Consider the following 22502-nt stretch of genomic DNA (forward strand, 5'->3'; position numbering starts at 1 on the left):
GGTCTTACGGCGCGATTACGAGACGACCTCGCCGATCACCGGGGCCAGCGCGCGGAAGGCCCTGCCCCGGTGGCTGATCGCGTCCTTCTCCTCTGCCGACATCTCCGAGGTCGTCCGGGTGTCGCCGTCCGGCACGAAGATCGGGTCGTAGCCGAAGCCGCCCGTGCCGCGCCGCTCCCGGATGAGGAAGCCGTGCATGGCCCCCTCCACCACGTGCTCCTCGCCGTTCGGCAGCGCGAGCGCCGCACAGCAGGCGAAGTGGGCCTGGCGGCGGCCGTCCGGCACGTCGCCGATCTGCGCCAGCAGCAGGTCGAGGTTGGCGTCGTCGTCGCCGTGGCGGCCCGACCAGCGGGCGGAGAAGATGCCGGGCATGCCGTTCAGCGCGTCCACGCACAGGCCGGAGTCGTCGGCGACGGCGGGCAGGCCGCTCTGCGAGGCGACCGCGTGCGCCTTGAGCAGCGCGTTCTCGGCGAAGGTGAGGCCGGTCTCGGCCACGTCGCCGATGTGCGGAAAGGCCTCCAGGCCCAGCAGTTCGACCGGCACGCCGGCGTCGGCGAGGATCCGGCGCAGTTCGACGATCTTCCCGGCGTTCCGGGTGGCCAGGACCACCTTGTTCATGCTCTCGTCCTCGGTGCTCGTCAGGTTAGGAGAGGGCCTCGGTCTGCAGGCGGGTGAGGTCGGCGCAGCCGCTCGCGGCGAGGTCGAGCAGGCCGTTGAGCGTCGTGCGGTCGAAGGGCGTGCCCTCGGCCGTGCCCTGGACCTCCACGTAGTCGCCCCTGCCGGTCATCACCACGTTCATGTCGGTCTCGGCCTTGACGTCCTCGCTGTAGTCGAGGTCGAGCATGGGCTCGGTGCCGACGATCCCGACCGAGACGGCGGCGACCGAGTTCACCAGCGGGTCGCCGGGGCACATCCGGCGCTGCCGCATCCAGGTGATCGCGTCGGCCAGCGCGACGTACGCGCCGGTGATGGCGGCGGTGCGGGTGCCGCCGTCGGCCTGCAGCACGTCGCAGTCGAGCAGTACGGAGTTCTCCCCAAGGGCCTTGTAGTCGACGCAGGCGCGCAGGGAGCGGCCGATCAGCCGGGAGATCTCGTGGGTGCGCCCGCCGATCTTGCCGCGGACCGACTCGCGGTCGGTGCGGGTGTTGGTCGACCGGGGCAGCATGGCGTACTCGGCCGTCACCCAGCCCAGCCCGCTGCCCTTGCGCCAGCGGGGCACGCCGCTTTCGACCGTCGCGGCGCACAGCACCTTGGTGCCCCCGAACTCCACCAGTACGGAGCCCTCCGCGTGGGCGAGCCAGTTCCGGGTGATGGTCACGGGGCGTAGCTGGTCGGATCGACGACCGTGTGAACGAGCCATACGGGTCACCCTAGGTCATACACGGCGCCGCTCCGTGCCAACTCCATCGGCCCGTCGAAACCGCCGCGTGAGGCGTCCTCCAGGACCCGGGCCTTGTCGTACCACGGCACGAGGTGGGTGAGGACGAGCGTGCCCGCCCCGGCCCGCGCGGCGTGCTCGGCGGCCTGCCTGCCGCTGAGGTGCAGGCCGGGCGTGAGGTCCGGCCCGTCGAGGAAGGAGGCCTCGCACAGCAGCACGTCGGCGTCGTGGGCGAGCTTGACCAGTTCGGCCGACTCCCCGGTGTCCGCCGAGTACGCCACCGAACGGCCCCTGCTGGACACGCGGAAGCCGTACGTCTCCACCGGGTGGTTCATGGGGGCGGCCGTCACCTCGAACGGGCCGACGTGCCGCGTGCCGGGTGACAGCCGCAGGAAGTCGAAGGAGTTCTCCAGCACCGGCTCGTCCGGCATGGCGTACGCCGCGTTGAGCCGCTTGGACGCTCCGGCGGGGGCGTACACCGGGATCTTCGGCAGCGGGCCGTCCGGGGTGTAGGTGCGTACGACGTGGTAGGCGCACAGGTCGAGGCAGTGGTCGGCGTGCAGGTGGGACAGCAGGACGGCGTCGACGTCGTAGAGCCCCGCGTGCCGCTGCAGAGCACCCAGTGACCCGCTGCCGAAGTCGACGAGCATCCGGAAGCCCTCGGCTTCGAGGAGGTAGCAGGAGGACGGGCTGTCGGGGCCGGGGAAGCTGCCCGAGCACCCGACGACGGTCAGCTTCATCGCGGACTCCCCACGCCGGTCGCCTCTCCGAGCCCGGGGGCGGTCCGCTCCACCGACTGCAGCTCCGGGCCGAGGAACCGCTGGCCGAGCCGTTCGAACAGTTCCGTGTCGCCGGTCGCCCGGAAGCGGTGCCTCGGCCGGCCCGCGCCGTTGGACAGCCCCCGGTCGTGCAGGATCCGGTAGACGTCCTTGGCGGTCTCCTCCGCGCTCGACACGAGCGTGACCCCGTCCCCGGCGACGTACGACAGCGCGCCGGTGAGCAGCGGATAGTGGGTGCAGCCGAGGATCAGCGTGTCGCAGCCCGCGTCCTGGATCGGCTTGAGGTAGCCCCGGACCACCTCGATGAGGTCGTCGCTCATCGTCTCGCCGCGCTCGACGAACTCCACCAGCAGGGGGGTGGCCACCGCGACCAGTTCGACGTCGGGGGCCGCGGCGAAGGCGTCGTGGTAGGCCATCGACTCGATGGTGGCCCGCGTGGCGATCACGCCGACCCTGCCGTTCCCGGTGGCCCGCACGGCCCGCCGCGCGGCGGGCTGGATCACCTCGACGACGGGGACGTCGTATCGCTCCCTGGCGTCCCTGAGCACGGCGGAGCTGGCGCTGTTGCACGCGATGACCAGCATCTTCACCCCGTGCTCGACCAGGTGGTCCATCACCTCCAGCGCGTACGCGCGGAGCTCGGCGATGCGCTTGGGCCCGTACGGCTGGTTGGCCGTGTCGGCCACATACAAGATCGATTCGTGGGGCAGCTGGTCGATGATCGCCCGGGCGACGGTCAGGCCGCCCACCCCGCTGTCAAAGATCCCGATCGCCCTGCTGTTGTCCTCCGGCACGCTTCCCAAGGTTAGGGGACCGGTCCCGGCCACCGGCGGTAAGAAAGCTCACATCGCGAGCCGCCGTGCCGGAGGCACGGCGATAGGGCAGGGCTCAGCCGCGGCCGAGCCGGGCGAGCTGGCGCGACTGGGCGACCAGCCGGCCCGCCGAGTCCCACACCTCGACCTCCTCGTCGAACCAGCCGTCGCTGATCAGCCGCCCGCCGCCGATGAGGGTCAGCCAACCCGGGGCGGGCAGGGCGCGCAGGTGCCAGGTCAGCTCGACCGTGGGGGCCCAGCCCCGCGCCCCCGCCGAGAACACGACCGGCGGCAGCGCGTCCACCGCCATCGCCAGCACGAACGGGTCGGGGTCCTGCGGCTCGGCCAGCCGGAAGTAGGCCCGCGACTCGGGCCGCCCGGTGGGCTCCCCGGTCAGCCAGCCGATCGTGGGCGGGTCGAACAGCATCTCCATCCGCGCGCTGAAGTTCATGGCCGACGCTGCTTTTGGATCGGGCAGGCGCACGCAGTCCGCCAGGCCGGGCATGGCCACCGAGGGGCCGTCCGACCAGTCCGGGTCCGCCGACCCGTCGAGCGTGGCGGTCGCGACGAGCATCTCGACGAACGCCTCGCCGTCCCGCACGAGCCGCGCCCGGGTCATCGCCGCCGTACGGCCCGACTTGAGCTGGTCGAGCACGACCTGGGCCGGGCCCGGCCGGGCCACCCGCAGGAAGTGGGCGCTGGTGGACACCGGGTGCGGGTGCGCCGAGGCGTCCGCCACCGCACGCAGCACGGTGGCCATCAGGTAACCGCCGTTCAGCGGCCCGCCCATCGAGTATCCGTCGTCGAGACACACGTCGTAGGTGGTGTCGTCGACCCGGATCGCCCGCGTGGCCTCGTCGAACTTGGTCATGCGCCCCTCGCCGCTCTACCGAATGATGTTCTGCTGGTTACTGTAGCGTGACGCTCTCCGCCGCAGCGGACAGGGATCACCTCAGCGTCACGGTCAAGCGGGCTGCAAGCGCCCTTCTAGCGGCCGCTCCTAACCTCCGGGCGACGACGCCTCCGGGCGTACGACCCGACGACGCTAGTGAGTGAGCCAATGCCCGCCGACCGCTCCCCCCGGCAGCCGGACCCCCGGACTCCGCACCCCCGACACACCGAACCGGCGTCGGGCCTCTGGAGCCCGCGTGACGAGAGCGACCTCGACCGCACCATCTCCTACCGGTTCCCCCGCCCCTCGGGCCGGGAGGCGCACACCGTGCGGCTGCCCGGCTGGAGCGAGCAGGAGGAGATCGGCTTCACCACTGTGGCCGAACCGCCGCCGCACACGCCGGCGCCGGCTCCGGGGGGCCGGCGGGGAGCACGCGGCTGGATCCTCGCGCTCGTCGCCGCCGTGCTCGTCGGAGTGGTCGGCGGGGGCGGCGTGTGGGCCGCCTCGAAGCTCAGCGGCGGCGGCACCCAGCCGCAGGACGTGCTGCCCGCGGACGCGATCGCCTACGTCCGGCTCGACCTCGATCCCTCCGCCGACCAGAAGCTCGCGTTGTTCGGCATCGCCCGCAGGTTCTCCACCACCCGGGACGCCTTCGGCGGCGACGACCCGCGCGAGGCACTCGTCACCGCCCTGGGGAAGGACGGCTCCGGCCTCGCGAAGGTCGACTACGCCAGGGACGTCGAGCCGTGGCTGGGCGACCGCGTCGGCCTCGCAGTGCTCCCCGCGACCGGCGGCGGCGACCCCGTCGGGGCGATCGCCGTACAGGTCAGGGACGAGGCGGCGGCCAGAGAGGGCATCGCGCGCCTCGGCCTGCGCGACGGGAAGGGCGGCCTCGCGTTCCGCGACGGGTACGCCGTCATCGCCCCGACCCAGGAGCTGGCCGACCGGTACGTCACGGCGGCGCCGCTGTCCGGCGATCCCCGCTTCGCCGACGACCTCCGCACGCTGGGCGAGCCGGGCGTGCTGTCGTTCTGGGCCGACGTGGAGAAGGTCGCCGAGGCCGCGTGGCCGTCGCGGAACGGCGCGGAGCCGCTGCTCGACCGCGTCAAAGACATGCGCTTCGCCGGCGCCCTCCGGTTCTCCGGCGACTACGCGGAGCTGGCCGGGATCACCCGCGGCGGGAAGACGGCGCCGGGCCGTCCCGAGCCGGTGCGGATCGGCGAACTGCCCGCGTCCACGGTCGCGGCGGCCTCGTTCTCCGGCCTGGGCGACCTGCTGCGCGAGCAGTGGCCCTCGATCGAGCGGGCGGCGAACGGCGCGGGAGGCGGGCCGTACGCCGAGACGCTCGGCGCCGCGCGGCAGTACGGCCTGTCCCTGCCGGACGACCTGGTGACGCTGCTGGGCAGGAACCTCACGCTCGCCCTCGACGAGCAGGGCCTGGACGGCTCCCAGCCCCGCTTCGGCGCGGTGCTCACGACCGACGCCGCCAAGGCCCAGGACGTGGTGGACAGGGTGAAGGCCTACCTCGACGGCATCGAGCGGCCGACGGACTTCGCCACCGCGAGCGGCGACGGGCGGTTCGTGCTCGCGACGAGCCCGGAGTACGCCGCCACGCTCGGCGGCGGCGGCGCGCTCGCCGAATCCGAGACGTTCCGGTTGGCCGTCCCGGACGCCGGGAACGCCACCTACGCGGTGTACGCCGACCTCGACCGGCTGGAGAAGCTGTACCTGAGCGGCGCCGGAGACGCCGGGCGGCGGGACCTGGAGAAGCTGCGGGCGGTCGGCCTGAGCGGCACCTCGGGCGAGGCCGGGTCGAGCTTCACCCTCAGGGTCGTGTTCGACTGAGCCCCCGGCCCGCACGGCCGCGCCGCCGTCCGGCGGGTGGCGCGGCGGCGGGCCGGAGTCAGGCCCAGAGCTGGCCTTCCAGGCGGTCCTCGGCCTCGTCGAGCGTGCCCTCGTAGGCGCCGGTGGACAGGTACTTCCACCCGCCGTCGGCGACGATGAACACGATGTCGGCCCGCTCCCCCGCCTCCACGGCCTTGCGGGCCATGCCGAGGGCCGCGTGCAGGGCGCAGCCGGTCGAGATGCCGGCGAAGATGCCCTCGGACGCCAGCAGCTCACGGGTGCGCCGCAACGCGTCGGCCGAGGTCACCGAGTAGCGGGTGGTCAGCACGGACGCGTCGTACAGCTCGGGGACGAACCCCTCGTCCACGTTGCGCAGGCCGTAGACCAGCTCGCCGTACCGCGGCTCGGCGGCCACGATCTTCACGTCCGGCACGTGCTCGCGCAGGTAGCGCCCGACGCCCATGAGCGTGCCGGTCGTGCCGAGCCCGGCGACGAAGTGGGTCACGCCCGGCAGGTCCGCGAGGATCTCCGGCCCGGTGGACTCGTAGTGGGAGCGCCAGTTCGCCGGGTTGCCGTACTGGTAGAGCATCACCCAGTCGGGATGCTCGGCCGCCAGGCCCTTGGCCACCCGTACGGCCTCGTTGGAGCCGCCTGCCGCCGGCGAGGAGATGATCTCCGCGCCCCACATGCGCAGCAGCTGGCGGCGCTCCTCCGAGGTGTTCTCGGGCATGACGCAGATCAGCCGGTAGCCCTTGAGCCGGGCCGACATCGCCAGCGAGATGCCGGTGTTGCCGGAGGTCGGCTCCAGGATCGTGCAGCCCGGCGTGAGCAGCCCGTCCTTCTCGGCCTGCTCGATCATCCACAGCGCCGGCCTGTCCTTGACCGACCCGGTCGGGTTGCGGTCCTCCAGCTTCGCCCAGATCCGCACGTCGGCGGAGGGCGAGAGCCGGGGCAGCCCCACCAGCGGGGTGTGCCCGACCGAGTCGATCAGCGAGTCGAAGCGCATCTAGCGCGCTCCGCCCGCGACGGCCGGGAGCACGGTCACGGTGTCGCCGTCGGCGACCGGGGTGCCGAGCCCGCCGAGGAAGCGCACGTCCTCGTCGTTGAGGTAGACGTTGACGAAACGGCGCAGCCCCGACTCGTCCACCAGCCGGCTCTTCAGGCCGGGGTGGCGCGACTCCAGGTCGCCGATCAGCTCTTCGAGGGTCGATCCCTTGGCGTTGACCGCCTTGGCGCCATCGGTGTAGCTGCGGAGGATGGTAGGAATGCGGACCTCGATGGCCATCTCGGCTCAATCTCCTTGATCTGTGGTCGTCGTTGTGGTGGGCGTCCGTTTACTCACGTCCGCCGGGCGCGTCCGTTCATCTGGATGGAACATGGCGGGACGGGCGGCGATTCCAACCGGGCGGCGGCAGCCGGCCGGGGCTCAGCGACAGTCGTAGACGACGACGGACGGCGTGTGCGCGAAGAGGAACGCCTGAACAGGAGATTCCGGGCGTACCCGGCGCATCAGGACAGCCGGTGACGACACAGGACGAGCGTCATCGTAAGGCATGGTTCAAGTTTAACCGTACGCCTCGACGATCTTGACGTCCTCCTCCGTCACGACCCCGTCATTGATCCGGAACGACCGGAACGGCGTCTCCTCCTCGGAGGCGGTCGAGACCAGCACGTAGTGGGCGTCGGGCTCGGAGGCGTAACCGATGTCCGTACGGGAGGGGTACGCCTCGGTGGCGGTGTGGGAGTGGTAGATCACGACGGGCACCTCGTCCCTGTCGTCCATCTCCCGCCACACCCGGAACTGCTCCATGGAGTCGAAGCGGTAGAACGTCGGGGACCGCTCGGCGTTCTCCATGGGAACGAAGCGCTCGGGACGGTCCGATCCGGCGGGCCCGGCCACGATGCCGCACGCCTCGTCCGGGTGATCGGCCCGCGCGTGGGCCACGATCCTGTCGACCAGCTCGCGTGAGATCGTCAGCATGCCGGAAAACCTACCAAAGGGCCCGGACGAGGCTGTCCTGCAGGTAGGTGAGCCAGTCGTAGGTCACGAACGCGGGATAACGCGGGTCGTCCTCGGACATCGAGGCGATCTCCTCGTGGACCTCCTCGGTCACCTCCAGGCGCACGCCGAGCGCGAGGCGGACGTCGTTGAGCGCCCGCAGCCACGCCTGCCCCTGCTCCGCGGTCAGCGTCAGCCGCCCCGGCGCCGCCGTCTCCAGCAGGGTGGTCGCGTCGGCCCGCTTGCCGTCGCGCAGCGTCGCCTCCGTGTAGCGCCGGAACTCCCCCGCCGCCTCGTCGTCCTCGGCGTACGCCGAGGGGAACAGCCGCGCGAGCACGGGGTCGTCCGGCGGGGTGGCCGAGCCGATGCCGAGCGCGCGCTCCAGCGGGTCGTCCCCCGTGGTGCCCGGCTCCACCAGGCCCAGCACCTGTGACACCAGCGAGCGCAGGATCGACACCTCGCCCGCGTCGAGGTGGATCGAGACGCCGTCGCGTGCCGCCTTGAATCCCGTGCTCATCATCTGTCCTGCTGCAGGGTCGCCCACAGGCCGTAGGAGTGGAGTATCTGCACGTCCCGCTCCATCTCCTCCCGGGTGCCGCTGGAGACCACGGCCCTGCCCTTGTGATGGACGTCCATCATCAGCTTCTCGGCCTTCTGCCGGGGATAACCGAACACGGTCTGGAAGACGTACGTGACGTACGACATGAGATTGACCGGGTCGTTCCACACGATCGTGAGCCACGGCAGATCGGGGCGCACGTCCGACGACGGACGCTCTACCTCGGCTGGAGCTGTGCTACCCACGTAACCATCCTGCACCACGACCGTCGTAGTCTTCGACACGTGCGCATGACCACGGGCACGGCCCTGCTGACCGACCAGTACGAACTGACGATGCTCCAGGCCGCGCTGGCGGGCGGTGCGGCGCACCGGCGGGCGGTCTTCGAGGTGTTCGCCCGGCGGCTGCCCGGAGGACGGCGCTACGGCGTGGTGGCCGGCACCGGGCGGTTCCTCGACGCGCTGGAGGACTTCCGCTTCGACGAGCAGGACATCGAGTTCCTGTGCTCCGCCGGGATCGTGGACGGGCCGACGGGCGACTTCCTCGCCGGCTACCGCTTCTCCGGCAACGTGTACGGCTACCGCGAGGGCGAGGCGTTCTTCCCCGGCTCCCCGATCATGGTGGTGGAGGGGACCTTCGCCGAGGCCGTGCTGCTGGAGACGCTGATCCTGTCGATCCTCAACCACGACTGCGCGATCGCCGCCGCCGCCTCCCGCATGGCGCAGGCGGCCGGCGACCGGCCGCTGATCGAGATGGGCTCGCGCCGCACCCACGAGTACGCCGCGGTCGCCGCCGCCAGGGCCGCCTACCTGTGCGGCTTCGCCTCCACCTCCAACCTCATGGCCGGTCACCTGTACGGCGTGCCGACCGCGGGCACCGCCGCCCACGCGTTCACCCTGCTGCACGACTCGGAGGCGGAGGCCTTCCGGATCCAGATCGAGTCCCTCGGGCTCGGCACCACCCTGCTCGTGGACACCTACGACGTGGCGAGGGCCGTACGGACGGCGGTGGAGCTGGCCGGGCCGGACCTCGGCGCGGTCCGCATCGACTCCGGCGACCTCGCCGTGGTGGCCGTCGAGGTGCGCCGCCTGCTCGACGACCTGGGCGCGGACCGGACGCGGATCGTCGTCACCAGCGACCTGGACGAGTTCGCGATCGCCGCGCTGGCGGCGGCGCCGGTCGACGCGTACGGCGTCGGCACCGCCCTGTCCACCGGGTCGGGCCACCCGACGGCCAGCCTGGTCTACAAACTGGTCGCCAGGGAGGACGCGTCGGGCGTCCTCCAGCCGGTAGCGAAGGCGTCCGTCGGCAAGCCGAGCGTCGGCGGCCGCAAGTGGGCCTACCGCAGGACCGGCGACGGCATCGCCACCGCCGAGGTGATCACCCGCGAGCCGGTGGAGTCCGAGGACCGTCCGCTGCTGGCCGAACTCGTCCGGGACGGCAAGGTCGTGGGCCGGGAGAGCCTGCTGACCGCCCGCGAGCGCCACCGGGCGACTTCGGCGGAGTTGCCACTCGAAGCCCGCAGCCTCTCCCCTGGAGACCCCGCAGTCCCTACTATCTTCAAGTGATCGCGGAGGACCGGCGCATGAGGACGACGCCGGTCCTCCGTGATCGCCACTGTGAGGTGACCCCATGAAGACCGCGCTCATCATCGTGGACGTGCAGAACGACTTCTGCGAGGGCGGCAGCCTGCCGGTCGGCGGGGGCGCCGGGGTGGCCGCCGCGATCGGCCGCCACGTCGACGAACACGGGTACGACCACGTGGTGGCCACCCGTGACTACCACGTCGATCCCGGACCGCACTTCGCCGCCGAGCCCGACTACGTCGACACCTGGCCGCCGCACTGCGTGGTCGGCACCTCCGGCGCCGACTTCCACCCGGCCTTCGACACGGCGAAGGTCGAGGAGATCTTCAGCAAGGGGGCGAGGCAGGCGGCCTACAGCGGGTTCGAGGGCGCCACCGCCGACGGCGTGGGGCTCGCCGCGTGGCTGCGTGAGCGGGGAGTGGAGGCCGTCGACGTGGTCGGCATCGCCACCGACCACTGCGTCCGGGCCACCGCCCTCGACGCGGCGGCCGGCGGCTTCTCCGTACGGGTCCTGCTGGACCTGACCGCCGGCGTAGCCAGGAAGACGACCGAGGCGGCGCTCTCCCGGCTGGCCGAGGCCGGCGTGGAGCTCACCGGGGAGCCCGTCCTCCAGTCCTGATCCACGCCGCGCCGGACGTCAATTCCTTCACCGCGAAGCGTCACGGGTGTATTACCTGGAGTGACGACCCTTCGTGGATTGGCGGCCCGATGTTCGCGTTCTCGCTCGGCCTGTGCTGGCTCGTCCTCACCCCGGTCTGCGTCTGGCTGCTCTTCGGCCGCGGCCACCGCGGTGCGCTTCGCGCCGCGGGCGCGCTGACCCTGGCGGCGCTGCAGGCGGTCACGATCGCCCTGGGATTCGCCCAGCGGCCCGAGGCGACGCCCGCGCAGACGGTCGCCGTCCGCGACACCGGCGCCACCGCACCGAAGGAGCGCCCGCCGGCCGCGCCCGGGCAGGACGAGACGGACGGCCAGAGCGGGCGGGAGGCGCCGGGCGGCCCGGCGGGCCCCGCCACCTCGCCGGCGTCACCCCCTCCCGCGGCGAGCGGCGGGTCCGCCTGCGACGAGCGCGTCGCCACCCCCGACGCCGTACGGCTGTCGTTCCGCGGGCGGGCCCTGCACGGCCTCACCGTCTACTGGCCCGCCACCACGGGGCAGTGCGACACCGCGACGGTGGCGGTGCACCAGGCCGGGCACCGCCTGCGCATCTGGGTGCGGGAGGGCGCGGAGGACGGGACCCAGGAGGGGACGCACCGCGTTCCGATACGCGTGGAGGGGGGTGTCGCCTCCCTCAGCCTCCGGCTGAGCCCGGCCACCCGGCACCATCGCCGCTACGTCGCCATCGACGGCCACACCGGCGACCGAATTCCACTCAGGTCGCACATGTCCTAGTGAATGACGATTGGCCATTCTCCGCTTTCCCGCGCCGGTGGAAACAAACACACACGCCACTCATGCCTCCGGTGGCCGTTCACCACACCGGTATGGACAATCCTTATCCCGCCCCGGGCATCCCGCGAATTTCCCGAATCCTCGCCCTCCCATGAAGGTTCGAAGCTGATAGCAATGTCCTCCACGCACCCGCCTTCGCAGCGAGCCCCGGCCGCGCTGCCCTACAGTTGGAGGACGCCCTATGGCCGTGCCCACCCTCAAACAACGCGTCAAGCGCTTGGAGAATGACTTTATGGAACTCAGCGTCTATTGCCGCAAGCAGTCCGTGGGGCACGCGTACGACGCGATGCAGATGAATTGGGACAAGATCGATGCGATGAGCGACCGCCTGCTCCGGGTCGAGCAGGTCGCCGAGGAGACGAAAGCGGACGTCGGCGTCCTCAAGCGTCAGATGGGTGTCGTGACCATCCGGCTCGACCGCATCGACGGCGAGATCCGCCGCCTTGACCGCAACGTCGAGGCCCTCAACGTCCGAGTCGACGGACTCACCCACCAAGTCGAAGACCTCACCAAACGAGTCGACACCCTCAGCGAGCGCTTCGACGGCCTGACCGAACGCGTCGACGGGCTGACAGAACGCGTCGACGGACTCACCCAACGCGTCGACGACCTCACGAAACGAGTCGACGGACTCAACGGACGCGTCGATGAGCTGACCCAACGAGTCGACGGGCTGACCGAACGCTTCGACGGACTCACCCGGCGCGTCGACACCCTCAACGAACGCTTCGGCGACCTCACGAAACGAGTCGACGGACTCAACGACCGGGTCGATGGACTCAACGACCGGGTCGACGGCCTCTCAAGAGGAGTCGACGGGCTGACGGAACGCGTCGAGGGTCTCAGCGGGCAGATGGACAGGATGGCGGCGTCCAACGCGACGATGTTCGAGGCCATCCTCGAGCGGCTGGACGGCCTGTCCGCCCAGGTCCAGCACGCCTCGGGGTCCGGGGCCGCGCCCGGCGCGAGCTGACGGCGTCCCTCGGTTCGCCGTCCTGTCAGGGGCGGCGGACCGAGGGCCGAGGCGGGGTCACCTGCGCTGGGTGGCCCATTTGCGGATCATCGCGATCCGCTCGCGGACCTGCTCGGCGGTGGCCTGGGCGATGGCGGGCCCGCCGCAGGCCCGGCGTAGCTCCGCGTGGATGACGCCGTGCGGCTGGCCGGTGCGGTGGTTCCACGCCCCGACGAGGCCGTTGAGCTCCTTGCGGAGCTCCGCGAGCTGCTCGTGCGGCGCGAGGGCCGGCGCCTGCTCCTCGCCCTTGCGGGTCTTGCGCATCGCCGCCTGCTGGTCGGCCTGACGCTTACGCAGCAGGGACGCCACCTGGTCGGGCTCCAGCAGGCCGGGCAGGCCGATGAAGTCCTCCTCCTCCGGCGAGCCGGGGGCGGCGGCGGTGCCGAACTCGCCGCCGTCGAACAGCACCCGGTCGAAGGTCGCGGACGCCTCAAGGGTCTGGAAGGGCAGCTCGTCGCCGAGCGCGTCGGGCTGCTTCTTCTCCTGCTGCGCCTGCTCCAGCAGCATGTCGTCGAGGCCGTCCTCGTCGCGGCGGCGGCCCAGCACGTGGTCGCGCTCGGTCTCCATCTCCCCCGCCAGGCCCATGAGGACGGGCACCGACGGCAGGAACACCGACGCCGTCTCGCCGCGCTTGCGGGCGCGCACGAACCGCCCGACGGCCTGGGCGAAGAACAGCGGGGTGGAGGTGCTCGTGGCGTACACGCCGACGCACAGCCGGGGGATGTCGACGCCCTCGGAGACCATCCGGACCGCGACCAGCCAGCGCCGCTCGGAGGTGGCGAAGTCCTTGATCTTCTTGGACGCGCCGGGGTCGTCGGAGAGGACGACCTCCGCGCCTTCGCCGGTCACGGTCCGGATGTGCCGGGCGTACGCCCGGGCGGACTCGTGGTCGGAGGCGATGACCAGGCCGCCGGCGTCCGGGACGCCGCGCCGGACCTCGGTGAGCCTGCGGTCGGCGGCGTGGATGACCTGGCGGATCCAATCGCCCTTCGGGTCGAGCGCGGCGCGCCAGGCCTGGGAGAGCTGGTCCTTGGTCAGCGGCGTGCCGAGCGTGGCGGCGATCTCGTCTCCGGCCCGCGTGCGCCACTTCATCTCCCCCGAGTAGGCGAGGAAGATGACCGGCCGGACGACGCCGTCGCCCAGGGCCGGGCCGTACCCGTAGGAGTAGTCGGCGACGCTGCGCAGGGCGCCCTCGCCGTCCTCCACATAGGTGACGAACGGGATCGGGCTCTCGTCCGACCGGAACGGCGTGCCGGTCAGCGCCAGCCGCCTGGTCGCCGGCTCGAACGCCTCGCGGACGCCGTCTCCCCACGACTTGGCGTCACCGGCGTGGTGGATCTCGTCGAAGATCACCAAGGTCTTGCGCGCCTCGGTGCGGGCGCGGTGCAGCGCCGGGTGCATCGCGATCTGGGCGTAGGTGACCGCGACGCCGGTGTAGTCGCGGGAGGTCGCGCCCTGGCTGTTCTTGAACTCGGGGTCGATGCCGATCCCGACCCGCGCCGCCGCGTCGGCCCACTGCCGCTTGAGGTGTTCGGTCGGCGTGACGATGGTCAGTGCGCGCACGACACCGCGGCTGAGCAGTTCGCTGGCGATCCGCAGCGCGTACGTCGTCTTTCCGGCGCCGGGGGTGGCGACGGTCAGGAAGTCTCTCGGCTCGCGCTGGACGTAGAGGTCGTAGGCCTCCTGCTGCCAGGCACGCAGCTTGGGGGCGGTCCCCCAGGCGGCTCTGTCGGGGTAGGACGGGGAGAGGTGGGACGCGGCCGAAACGCTCAACGACGCCTCCCCGAACTCATCGGAACACTGGTGTCTCTATCGGTTCGCTCCCTCACAGTGCCATCAGAGTAGCCCGCCACACCGACAGAACGCGCCGACCACGCGCATGGTGGTCCGAAATCGCATGGTGTGGGAATCCCCACAGCTCCGGAACTGACCGCCGTCGGACGTGGCCCGATCCGTACCGGACGGAGCCACGGACCAGGAGGATCGCGGCCCAGGCCGGACGGCGGGCACGCACGAGGCGGCCGGCCCGCGGAGCCCCCAGGCTTCCGCGGACCACCCGCCCCGGCGTCGGTCAGCCCGTCGTCACAGACGCGCCGGCGTGGTGCAGTCCGAGGCGGTCAGCGGCAGGGTCGAGGCGCCGCTCGTGTTCGCGACGCTGCAGTCGGAGACGAAGATGCTGCCGTCGGCCTTCCGCACGGTGACCCTGAGCCGCCCCACGGGAGTGCCGCTGGCGGTGAGGCTGCTCAGAACGCCGCCGGTGCCCAGCAGGGTGGTGCTCGGCGACGGCGCCAGGGTCACGTCGTACAGGAAGCCCGGGGAGAACACCGAGGTGAGGTCGGCCCAGGACGTGCCGTCGTTGACGAACACGTGGCCCCTGCGGGCCGAGCCGGTGAAGGTCTGCGAGGTGAGCGGCACCACGCTTGTGGTGGCGCCCGCCGCCGGCAGCACGTTGAAGGTCGTGATGATGTTCGCCGAGTCGAGACGCGGGAGGGGAATGAAGCTCTTCTCCCCGCCCTGCGGACTCGTCGCCCCATGCGCGACCGGGGTGGTCTTCGTCGAGGTGGCGCTCGCCGCGATCGAGCCCGACAGCCCCACGGTCGCGCAGGTCACCGCCACCGCGGCGGACCAGGTCAGCAGGCGACCGGCGCCACGCGAACCAGAGGCAGAGCTGCTCCTACGAGAAATCAATTTGATTTCCCCCCCATGGTGAGAATTGGTCTTTCCGGGTCACCGCGTTTTTCGTGCGATGCGACCTCGAAGATACCCGTCCGGAGAAACGCGGGCAGCGAGCCACTTATCGGATACCGGCAAACAGATGTTACGCCTATCTCAAAGCCGTTCCGGCGATTACCGCGATTCCCCGCATCGCACGACGGAACCACTGACCGGGCACTCGCCCATTCATATACTCATCCGTCAGGGCATACAGGACAGAGCGCGCGACCGTTATGACAACCGGTTTTCCGATTGACCGCTATATCGGGCAGAACGCCGCCAAGATGCCATTTTCCTGGCACGCGACGTGCCGTATCCGCCGTACGGAGAAGGCCCGGCGGATCGGTCCACCGCCGTCAGCGGGCGCCCCACATGAGGCCCTCGATCTCGGCTCGGGACCGCGGCTGGTCGGGGTGCGCCAGCCCGAGCAGGACCGTGCTGCCGCCGTCGGACCGGGTCAGCAGGGTCACCCGCATGAAGGCGGGCTCGTTCACGACGTCGCTGTACTCGGCCCGTACGGCCCGCGTGTGGCCCGGTCGCCCGCCGACGGTCACCGCGCGGTCGTCGAGCACCTCGACCTTGTCACCGTGCAGCAGCAGGCGGGCGTAGAGGTCGCTCAGGTCGATGACCTCCGAGCGGAGGCCGGGCGGATCGACCGGGTCGCCCGGCCGGGCCATGACCGTGGCGCTGTCCCCCCGCGCGGCGACGGTGGTGAAGCCGCTCACCGGGGCGACCACCCCCTCACGCCACTCGGGCGGGAGGGTGTAGGCGACCCCGGCGACCTGGTCGTGGATCACGGTGGGCGGCACGCGCTCGGCCCGGTTCAGGACCGTGACCACCACCGCGCCGATGACCGCCGCCGAGCAGGCCAGCGCGAGGCCGCCCACCAGGAGCCGCCACAGCCATCGGGGCATGCGCCGGGGCGGCGTGGCGGGCGCGCCGTACCGGCGGGCGGCGGGCGGAAGCTCGTCCTCCTCCTCGCCGGGCGGCGTGAGCGGCCACACGGAGGGTTCGGCCGTCGCCCGCCCGGAAACCGGCGCGCCGTACGGGGCCGTGCGCTCGCGCCCCCCGGCGTCGCGCGCCGGGCGGTGCCGGCCGGAGGCGCCCTCCGCCCCCGCGTCCCCGCCCGCTCCCGGCACGCCGTACGGACGCGTGAGGCCCCTGCCGGTGGTCTCGGGGCCCGTCTCGCCCCGGCCGGGGGGCTGCTCGGCGGGCGGCCAGACCCGGCGGGTCCACTCGTCATCCACAAAGCCTCCCGGGCGACCTGGCCGGGCGTGCGTGGGACGGAACCGGCGAGCGACGGAGCGATCAGGGCCACCCGCGGAGCCCTGTGACCGTGAACGCTGCTGGGAGTTATTCACACACGCGCCGCCGCGTCAACGCCTCCCGGCCGATTCGTCATCGGGCGGTGCGGCGAGAGCGTCCGACGTCACCTCCGGGTCGGCGCCCCGCGGACCCGGCCGGCGGTACACGTCCCACATCTGCCGGATCCGCACGGCCTGGCCCGGGGTGAACTCGCGCATGCACCGGTCCTGGGAGTAGTCCATGAAGTTGTGCGTCGGGTCGTTCCCCGGCGCGGGACAGCTGTCCTTCCTCGGCGGGCAGCCGGTGGTCGGCCGGGCCTCGGCGGGGGTGTCGTCCACCGAGTCGCCCGGTGCGGCGCAGCCGTTCTCGAAGGTGTGCAGCAGGCCGAGCCAGTGGCCGATCTCGTGGACGGCGGTGAAGCCCCTGGCGAAGTCGCGCAGGGGGCCGCCGGGCACGCTCCGCCAGTCGACGACCACTCCGTCGAGGCCGGGGTCGTCCTTGTACCAGTAGGGATAGGTGGAGTATCCGAGCACGAGCCGGCTCATCTGGGCGATGAACAGGTTGAGCGTCTCGGGGCCGCCGGTGCGGAGCTTCTCCTTCAGCGGCTCCTCGTATCCCAGAGGGTCGCGGAACCAGGCGCGGTTGTCGGTGTGGGTGACGCCCTTGAGCTCGAACCTCACCCCGGTGTCGGCGCCCCCGTACCCGCCGGAGTAGGCGGTGTTGAGCACGGCGATCTGCCTGGCCACGGCGGCGTCTGGCAGGCCGAGCGCGCCGTCCCTGACGATGTGCACCCACACCGGGACGGTGATCCGCTCGACGGCGCCCGGGTCGCGCCGGGAGAGACCCGCGGCGCCGCTCCGCTCCGCCGCGCGGAGCCTGCGGTCGAGATCGGCCGACATGCGGGCGGCCTCGCCCGGTCCGGGGTCGCGCGGCTCCATCGCGTGCGTGAGCCGCCGAGGAAGGGCGGTTTCCGCGCCCGGGCGCCGCGCGACGCCGGTCTGGGCCGCCGCAGGGCAGTCATCCGGCCGGGCGGCCTGCGGGGAGGCGGCGGACGCCGGGGCGGCGAGGACGCCGCCCAGCGCGTACAGGCATGCGAGGACGACGGCGATGGGTCGCCGAACCATTCTTTCCCCCGATACGGCTGGTCAGAAGGCTGACGTTAGCCGTCGGGGGGAAGGTCATCCCGTACCGACACTCACTCGCCGGGCGGCTCGCCCTTCGGCAGTCCTTCGTAGATCTCCTTGCACTCCGGGCAGACCGGATACTTCTTCGGGTCGCGGCTGGGCACCCAGACCTTGCCGCACAGGGCTCGCACCGGCGCACCGGTCACGTAGCTCTCAGTGATCTTGTTCTTGTCGGCGAAGTGCGAGAAGCGCTCGTGGTCGCCGTCGCCGTGCGAGAGCCGGGGTGTTACGTCGCTCTCGGGAAGAATCTTCGTGCCGCTCACGAGGACCAAGTCTATTGCAGCGGGCGCGCTCCCCTCGGTCCGCGGACGCGCGCGGCGGGCCGCCTCCCGCCGGAAACACGTACGGCCCCCGCGTGGTGGCGGGGGCCGTACGAGGAGCGGACGGCGTGCCGTCAGCCCAGGTGGACCGGGGCGCCCTCGGTCTTTCGGCCGGCCCGGACGAACAGGGCCAGGGCCGCGGCGAGCAGGGCGACGGCCGTGCTCACGAGGAAGCCGAGGTGCAGGCCGTCCATGAAGGACAGGTGTGAGGCGTCCGCCAGCACCTTCGCGAGGGGGCCGGTCCCCGGCGGGGCGGCGCCGACCGACGCGGCGGCCTCCAGCAGGCCCATCTGCTCGGGCGGCACGGCCGCCGCGGCCGGGCCGAGGTGGCCGGGCAGCACGTCGGCCGCCCTGGCGGACACGATCGCGCCGAGGATGGCGGTGCCGAGCGCGCCGCCGACCTGCATGGCGGAGTTCTGCACGCCGCCGGCGACGCCGCTCAGCTCCTCCGGCGCGTTGCCGACGATGATCTCGGTGGCGCCGACGAACACCGGCGACAGGCCGAATGCGAGCAGCACGAACGGGATCGCGGTGTCGGCGAAGGCGGCCTCCACGCTGAGCCGCGACATGAGGAACATCGCGACCGCGCTGATCACCATGCCGCCCGCGATGGTGATCTTCGGGCCGAGCTTGCCGATGAGGACGCCGGCGATGGGCGAGGCGACGATCATGCCGGCGCTCATGGGCAGCATGCGCAGACCGGAGTCGAGCGGCGTGAGCCCGTGCACGCCCTGGAAGAAGAACGTGAGGAAGAACATCGCGCCGAACATCGAGAACGCCATCAGGATCATCAGCACGGTGCCGATCGAGACCGACGCGTTGCGGAACAGGCTGAGCGGCAGCAGCGGCTCGCGGACCCTGGACTGCCAGAACACGAACAGCGCGCCGAACACCACGGTGGCGGCCAGGAAGGCGAGGGTGCGCACGTCGCCCCAGCCCCAGCTGGGCGCCTTGATGATGGCCCACACCAGGTCGAACATCGCGACCGACAGCAGCAGGACGCCGAGCCAGTCGACCCTGGACAGTGCCTGCGCCCTGCTCTCCCTCAGGGCCCACAGCCCGAACGCCAGGGCCGCCGCGCCGACCGGCACGTTGACGAAGAACACCGACTGCCAGCTCACGTTCTCCACCAGGAGGCCGCCGATGATCGGGCCGCCCGCGCTCGACAGGCCGATGATCGCGCCCCACGCGCCCATGGCCATGTTCAGCCTCTCGGCGGGGAACGCCGACCTGAGCAACGCGAGCGCGGCGGGCTGGAGCAGCGCGCCGAAGAGGCCCTGCAGCACCCGCAACGCGATCAGCATGCCCACCGAGGACGACAGGCCGATCGCCAGCGAGGTCAGCGCGAAGCCCGCCACGCCGGCGAGGAAGACCCGCTTGTGCCCGAAGAGGTCGCCGAGCTTGCCCGCCGTGATCAGGAAGACCGCGAGCGCGAGCAGGTAACCGCTGGTCACCCATTGCAGGTCCGACAGCGTCGCCTTGAGTTCCACCTGGATCACCGGGTTGGCGATGGCCACGACCGTGCCGTCCAGCATGACCATGATCACGCCGAGCGAGACGGCGAGCAGCGTGAGCCACGGACGTCCTTGGCCCCGTCCTGGAGGCGCGTCCGCGTCCACCGATACGGCTTGTGTCATCGAGGTTCCCCCTAAGCACCACTGAGCAGACCCCTGGCAATTTAGTGTCAGTCAATGACAGATGACAAATCCTTTTATCCGACATACGGTGACATCTGCAGGTTGCTACCGGCAGTTTTCGAGGAGGTGACGCCGTGGGGCTCCGCGAGCGCAAGAAGCAACGCACCCGGGACGCCCTGGTCGACGCGGCTCTCGACCTCTTCCTCACCAGGGGCTACGAGGCGACCACGGTCGAGCAGATCGCCGCCGAGGTGGACGTGTCGTCGAGGACGTTCTTCCGCTACTTCGCCTCGAAGGAGGACGCGGCACTCTCGCTGACCGCCGAGGAGCAGGAGATGTTCCTCGCCGAACTGGTCACCCGCCCGGAGTCGGAGTCGCCGTTCACGGCGCTGAGTCAGTCGATGCGGGCCATGCTGGGCATCCTACGAGAGCTCGACGAGGCGGAGACGGGCAGGATCGTCAAGGCCCGCCGGCTCATCCACTCCACTCCGTCCCTGCTCGCCGGGGGCATGCGGCTGGTGCGGGAGAACGAGCGCAGGCTCGTCGCCGAAGTGGCCCGCAGGATGGGAGTCCCGCCCGACGACCTCCAGCCGCAGTTCGTCGTGTCGCTGTTCGTCGGCATCGGCCTGCTCTGCCTGGACGGGCCGACCGAGGACCTGGGCGACATGGCACGGCGGTACGAGGACCTGCTCACGCTCGCCGAGCGCTCCCTCCGCCCCGGCTGGGACCTGCCCGTACGCCCCGGGACGGCCGGAGTCGTTCCGCCTCCGCGCTGAGGGCCCCCGGCAGGAGGACGACTCACAGGAGGACGACGCAGCCGCGCTCGCGCAGCGGCCGGACGCAGGCGGGCGCCTCGTCGAACTTGACCCAGCGCAGGTCGAGCTTCTCCAGGCGAGCCGGTTGTCGTGCGCGCGCAACTCGTGCAGGGCCGCCATGCCGCCGATGGACGCGGGCAGCTCCGCCAGCCGGTTCTCGGCGAGCAGCGCGGCGGGCACCGAGGTCAGCGCGTCGCGTCCGAGGCCGAGGTGTTCGAGCGCGGCCAGATCCCCCAGTTCGGGCGGGATGGCCGTGATCCGGTTGCCGTAGAGCCACAGGACCCGCAGGCGTTCCAGCCGCGCGATCCATCCGGGCAGCGACGTGAGCGCGTTCCCGTCGAGGTCGATGTGCCGGAGCGTCTCCGCCCCCCGTACGGCGGCCGGCAGCGACGACAGCCCGGCGCCGGCCGCCACCAGGGCGACCGGGACACCGCCGTCGAGCCGCACGGCCTCCTGGGGCGGCCAACCGGGTTCGGGCACGCCCGCGACCCTACCGGCGGCCGCGCGGCCGGTGAACGTTTCATCGGGTCGCGGCGGCCCAGGTGAGGGGGACGGGAAGCGATCGCGCTGGTCCGGCGGCCCGCCCCGCCGAACCGGTTCAGTTGCGGCGGGCCCGCCCGGCGGCCACGCCGGGCCGTCTCCTGTACGGTCCCGGGCCGTGCCGCCTATGGTGCCGGAGGCGCTCCCAACGGCGTCGCTCCCCCACCCGAGGTACAGAATGAAGACACGTCTCATCGCCGTGGGCGCGGCACTACTCGCCCTCCTGCTGTCGGTGGCCGCGATGAACCAGACCGCACAGGCCGCGACCGGCCTCCACGTCAGCGGCACGAAAATCGTCGAAGCCAACGGGAACAACTTCGTGATGCGCGGCACCAGCCACGCGCACACCTGGTACGCGAGCCAGACGGGCTCGTTCGCGAACATCAAGTCGCTGGGCGCCAACACCGTGCGCGTCGTGCTGAGCGGCGGACGCTGGACGGCCAACTCGGCGAGCGACGTCGCCAACGTCATCTCGCTGTGCAAGCAGAACCGGTTAATCTGCGTGCTGGAGAACCACGACACCACCGGGTACGCCGAGCAGAGCGGGGCGTACACGCTCGACCAGGCCGTCGACTACTGGGTCGGCCTGAAGAGCGTGCTGACCGGCCAGGAGAACTACGTCGTCATCAACATCGGCAACGAGCCGTACGGCAACAACAACCCGTCCGCCTGGACCACCGCGACCAAGAACGCGATCGTCCGGATGCGCGCCGCCGGGTTCCAGCACCTGCTCATGGTGGACGCGCCGAACTGGGGCCAGGACTGGCAGTTCGTCATGCGCGACAACGCCGCCTCGGTCTTCGCGAGCGACACCCAGAAGAACACCGTCTTCTCGATCCACATGTACGGCGTATTCGACACGGCGGCCGAGATCACCGGCTATCTGCAGGCGTTCCAGACCGCGAACCTCCCGCTGGTCATCGGCGAGTTCGGCAACATGCACTCGGACGGCGACCCGGACGAGGACACGATCATGTCCCAGGCCCAGTCGCGGGGCATCGGCTACCTCGGCTGGTCGTGGAGCGGCAACGGCGGCGGCGTCGAGTACCTGGACCAGGTCACGAACTTCAACGTCGGCCAGCTCACCTCCTGGGGCCAGCGGCTGTTCAACGGCGCGAACGGCATCAAGTCGACCGCCAAGGAGGCCACGGTCTACAGCGGGCCGCCGGTGAGCCCGTCAGCCAGCCCGTCCGGCTCGCCCAGCACGTCCCCCAGCACCTCCCCGAGCCCGCCCCGCAGCCCCTCCGCGTCGCCCAGCGCGTCCCCGAGCACGTCTCCGAGCACGTCGCCCAGCGGCAACGGCCGGGGCTGCTCGGCGACGTACCAGGTCACGAACCAGTGGGGCGGCGGGTTCCAGGCCGAGGTGACCGTCAAGGCCGGTTCCGGCTCGATCTCCGGCTGGACCGTCACCTGGACGTACGCCAACGGCCAGACGGTCACCCAGGCGTGGAACGCCGCGGTGACGTCGAGCGGCTCGTCGGTCACGGCGAAGAACGTGAGCTACAACGGCGGCCTCGGCGCCGGAGCGTCCACCTCGTTCGGCTTCCTCGGCTCCTGGAACGGCGCCAACCCGGTGCCCGCGGTGACCTGCACCGCGAGCTGAGACACGGCGACTCCTGAAAGAGCATCAAAGGCCGGGCGCGCTCACCGCGCCCGGCCTGCGCCGTACTGGCCG

The 22502-nt window shown here is 71.6% G+C and carries 23 protein-coding genes and 1 pseudogene; 7 read left to right on the forward strand and 17 right to left on the reverse strand.

What is annotated here, in order from left to right; translation table 11 throughout:
* Positions 1–15: 15 nt before the first annotated feature.
* The 5 genes from rdgB to FED44_RS24380 all read right to left on the reverse strand — a co-directional run bounded on the left by rdgB (position 16) and on the right by FED44_RS24380 (position 3840).
* Positions 16–618, reverse strand: coding sequence for an RdgB/HAM1 family non-canonical purine NTP pyrophosphatase (rdgB, locus tag FED44_RS24360; protein WP_117409403.1), 603 nt, complete (start codon positions 616–618; stop codon positions 16–18).
* A gap of 25 nt (positions 619–643) precedes the next feature.
* On the reverse strand, positions 644–1360 hold the full coding sequence (gene rph, locus FED44_RS24365) for a ribonuclease PH (RefSeq protein ID WP_117409402.1): 717 nt from the start codon (positions 1358–1360) through the stop codon (positions 644–646).
* A 5-nt stretch (positions 1361–1365) separates the two neighbouring features.
* Positions 1366–2118: an MBL fold metallo-hydrolase gene (locus FED44_RS24370; protein ID WP_117409401.1), complete on the reverse strand. Its 753-nt coding sequence runs from the start codon at positions 2116–2118 to the stop codon at positions 1366–1368.
* On the reverse strand, positions 2115–2951 hold the full coding sequence (murI, locus tag FED44_RS24375) for a glutamate racemase (RefSeq protein ID WP_396699189.1): 837 nt from the start codon (positions 2949–2951) through the stop codon (positions 2115–2117). The genes FED44_RS24370 and murI overlap by 4 nt, the downstream gene beginning before the upstream one ends.
* A gap of 94 nt (positions 2952–3045) precedes the next feature.
* The gene (locus FED44_RS24380; protein WP_117409399.1) at positions 3046–3840 is read right to left on the reverse strand and encodes a thioesterase family protein; all 795 of its coding nucleotides are present in this window, start codon (positions 3838–3840) and stop codon (positions 3046–3048) included.
* Positions 3841–4029: 189 nt separating this feature from the next.
* On the opposite strand from FED44_RS24380, the gene FED44_RS24385 reads away from it, so the two are divergent.
* Complete coding sequence (locus FED44_RS24385; protein ID WP_138462190.1) at positions 4030–5706, forward strand: DUF3352 domain-containing protein; 1677 nt, start codon at positions 4030–4032, stop codon at positions 5704–5706.
* 58 nt (positions 5707–5764) lie between these two features.
* Here the strand turns inward: FED44_RS24385 and FED44_RS24390 are convergent, their stop codons facing one another.
* From FED44_RS24390 to clpS, 5 genes are all read right to left on the reverse strand, one after another.
* Positions 5765–6712, reverse strand: coding sequence for a PLP-dependent cysteine synthase family protein (locus FED44_RS24390; RefSeq protein WP_117409397.1), 948 nt, complete (start codon positions 6710–6712; stop codon positions 5765–5767).
* On the reverse strand, positions 6713–6991 hold the full coding sequence (locus FED44_RS24395; RefSeq protein WP_117409396.1) for a MoaD/ThiS family protein: 279 nt from the start codon (positions 6989–6991) through the stop codon (positions 6713–6715).
* A gap of 279 nt (positions 6992–7270) precedes the next feature.
* A complete protein-coding gene (locus tag FED44_RS24400; protein ID WP_117409395.1) occupies positions 7271–7687 on the reverse strand; it encodes a M67 family metallopeptidase in 417 nt (138 codons plus the stop codon).
* A 10-nt stretch (positions 7688–7697) separates the two neighbouring features.
* Positions 7698–8222: a DUF2017 domain-containing protein gene (locus FED44_RS24405; protein WP_117409394.1), complete on the reverse strand. Its 525-nt coding sequence runs from the start codon at positions 8220–8222 to the stop codon at positions 7698–7700.
* Positions 8222–8509 (reverse strand): ATP-dependent Clp protease adapter ClpS, encoded by a 288-nt coding sequence (gene clpS, locus FED44_RS24410; protein WP_117409393.1) that lies wholly within the window; start codon positions 8507–8509, stop codon positions 8222–8224. The genes FED44_RS24405 and clpS overlap by 1 nt, the downstream gene beginning before the upstream one ends.
* 45 nt (positions 8510–8554) lie before the next feature.
* Between clpS and FED44_RS24415 the strand changes: the two genes are divergently transcribed.
* From FED44_RS24415 to FED44_RS24430, 4 genes are all read left to right on the forward strand, one after another.
* Positions 8555–9832: a nicotinate phosphoribosyltransferase gene (locus FED44_RS24415; protein WP_187406039.1), complete on the forward strand. Its 1278-nt coding sequence runs from the start codon at positions 8555–8557 to the stop codon at positions 9830–9832.
* A 64-nt stretch (positions 9833–9896) separates the two neighbouring features.
* Positions 9897–10469, forward strand: coding sequence for an isochorismatase family protein (locus FED44_RS24420; RefSeq protein ID WP_138462191.1), 573 nt, complete (start codon positions 9897–9899; stop codon positions 10467–10469).
* An 89-nt stretch (positions 10470–10558) separates the two neighbouring features.
* Entirely contained in the window at positions 10559–11239 is a 681-nt protein-coding gene (locus FED44_RS24425; RefSeq protein WP_138462192.1) for a hypothetical protein, read from the forward strand.
* A gap of 241 nt (positions 11240–11480) precedes the next feature.
* Positions 11481–12272 carry a hypothetical protein gene (locus FED44_RS24430; RefSeq protein ID WP_138462193.1) on the forward strand — a complete coding sequence of 264 codons (792 nt, stop codon included), beginning with the start codon at positions 11481–11483 and terminating at the stop codon, positions 12270–12272.
* A 57-nt stretch (positions 12273–12329) separates the two neighbouring features.
* Here FED44_RS24430 and FED44_RS24435 read toward each other — a convergent pair whose 3' ends face one another.
* The 6 genes from FED44_RS24435 to FED44_RS24460 form a co-directional block, all read right to left on the reverse strand.
* Entirely contained in the window at positions 12330–14084 is a 1755-nt protein-coding gene (locus FED44_RS24435; protein WP_138462194.1) for a DEAD/DEAH box helicase, read from the reverse strand.
* Between the two features lie 309 nt (positions 14085–14393).
* Entirely contained in the window at positions 14394–14921 is a 528-nt protein-coding gene (locus FED44_RS24440) for a hypothetical protein (RefSeq protein WP_138462195.1), read from the reverse strand.
* A 461-nt stretch (positions 14922–15382) separates the two neighbouring features.
* Positions 15383–16273 carry a hypothetical protein gene (locus tag FED44_RS24445; protein ID WP_138462196.1) on the reverse strand — a complete coding sequence of 297 codons (891 nt, stop codon included), beginning with the start codon at positions 16271–16273 and terminating at the stop codon, positions 15383–15385.
* Between the two features lie 129 nt (positions 16274–16402).
* On the reverse strand, positions 16403–17455 hold the full coding sequence (locus FED44_RS24450; protein ID WP_117409092.1) for a zinc metalloprotease: 1053 nt from the start codon (positions 17453–17455) through the stop codon (positions 16403–16405).
* Between the two features lie 71 nt (positions 17456–17526).
* Positions 17527–17778 (reverse strand): DUF3039 domain-containing protein, encoded by a 252-nt coding sequence (locus FED44_RS24455; RefSeq protein WP_396699200.1) that lies wholly within the window; start codon positions 17776–17778, stop codon positions 17527–17529.
* Between the two features lie 131 nt (positions 17779–17909).
* Positions 17910–19472: a DHA2 family efflux MFS transporter permease subunit gene (locus FED44_RS24460; protein ID WP_138462197.1), complete on the reverse strand. Its 1563-nt coding sequence runs from the start codon at positions 19470–19472 to the stop codon at positions 17910–17912.
* Positions 19473–19606: 134 nt separating this feature from the next.
* Here FED44_RS24460 and FED44_RS37630 point away from each other — a divergent pair, with 134 nt between their 5' ends.
* Entirely contained in the window at positions 19607–20248 is a 642-nt protein-coding gene (locus FED44_RS37630; protein WP_117409089.1) for a TetR family transcriptional regulator, read from the forward strand.
* A gap of 291 nt (positions 20249–20539) precedes the next feature.
* Here FED44_RS37630 and FED44_RS38530 read toward each other — a convergent pair.
* Positions 20540–21022, reverse strand: a pseudogene (locus FED44_RS38530) (hypothetical protein); the annotation flags it as partial.
* Here FED44_RS38530 and FED44_RS24475 point away from each other — a divergent pair.
* Entirely contained in the window at positions 21006–22430 is a 1425-nt protein-coding gene (locus FED44_RS24475) for a cellulase family glycosylhydrolase (protein ID WP_138462199.1), read from the forward strand. The pseudogene FED44_RS38530 and the gene FED44_RS24475 overlap by 17 nt on opposite strands.
* Positions 22431–22502: the final 72 nt, after the last annotated feature.

It is taken from the genome of Microbispora triticiradicis, from assembly GCF_005864065.1.
In the GTDB taxonomy this organism is placed as follows: domain Bacteria; phylum Actinomycetota; class Actinomycetes; order Streptosporangiales; family Streptosporangiaceae; genus Microbispora; species Microbispora triticiradicis.

Excerpts from the sequence above, each read along its gene's own strand:
- FED44_RS24395 (WP_117409396.1), bottom strand. The coding sequence starts at position 6,991 with ATGGCCATCGAGGTCCGCATTCCTACCATCCTCCGCAGCTACACCGAT.
- FED44_RS24460 (WP_138462197.1), bottom strand. The coding sequence starts at position 19,472 with ATGACACAAGCCGTATCGGTGGACGCGGACGCGCCTCCAGGACGGGGC.
- FED44_RS24415 (WP_187406039.1), top strand. The coding sequence starts at position 8,555 with ATGACCACGGGCACGGCCCTGCTGACCGACCAGTACGAACTGACGATG.
- FED44_RS24370 (WP_117409401.1), bottom strand. The coding sequence starts at position 2,118 with ATGAAGCTGACCGTCGTCGGGTGCTCGGGCAGCTTCCCCGGCCCCGAC.
- FED44_RS24475 (WP_138462199.1), top strand. The coding sequence starts at position 21,006 with ATGAAGACACGTCTCATCGCCGTGGGCGCGGCACTACTCGCCCTCCTG.
- rdgB (WP_117409403.1), bottom strand. The coding sequence starts at position 618 with ATGAACAAGGTGGTCCTGGCCACCCGGAACGCCGGGAAGATCGTCGAA.
- FED44_RS24405 (WP_117409394.1), bottom strand. The coding sequence starts at position 8,222 with ATGAGCACGGGATTCAAGGCGGCACGCGACGGCGTCTCGATCCACCTC.
- FED44_RS24450 (WP_117409092.1), bottom strand. The coding sequence starts at position 17,455 with ATGGTTCGGCGACCCATCGCCGTCGTCCTCGCATGCCTGTACGCGCTG.
- FED44_RS24420 (WP_138462191.1), top strand. The coding sequence starts at position 9,897 with ATGAAGACCGCGCTCATCATCGTGGACGTGCAGAACGACTTCTGCGAG.
- FED44_RS24385 (WP_138462190.1), top strand. The coding sequence starts at position 4,030 with ATGCCCGCCGACCGCTCCCCCCGGCAGCCGGACCCCCGGACTCCGCAC.
- FED44_RS24425 (WP_138462192.1), top strand. The coding sequence starts at position 10,559 with ATGTTCGCGTTCTCGCTCGGCCTGTGCTGGCTCGTCCTCACCCCGGTC.
- FED44_RS24430 (WP_138462193.1), top strand. The coding sequence starts at position 11,481 with ATGGCCGTGCCCACCCTCAAACAACGCGTCAAGCGCTTGGAGAATGAC.
- FED44_RS24380 (WP_117409399.1), bottom strand. The coding sequence starts at position 3,840 with ATGACCAAGTTCGACGAGGCCACGCGGGCGATCCGGGTCGACGACACC.
- FED44_RS24400 (WP_117409395.1), bottom strand. The coding sequence starts at position 7,687 with ATGCTGACGATCTCACGCGAGCTGGTCGACAGGATCGTGGCCCACGCG.
- rph (WP_117409402.1), bottom strand. The coding sequence starts at position 1,360 with ATGGCTCGTTCACACGGTCGTCGATCCGACCAGCTACGCCCCGTGACC.
- FED44_RS24390 (WP_117409397.1), bottom strand. The coding sequence starts at position 6,712 with ATGCGCTTCGACTCGCTGATCGACTCGGTCGGGCACACCCCGCTGGTG.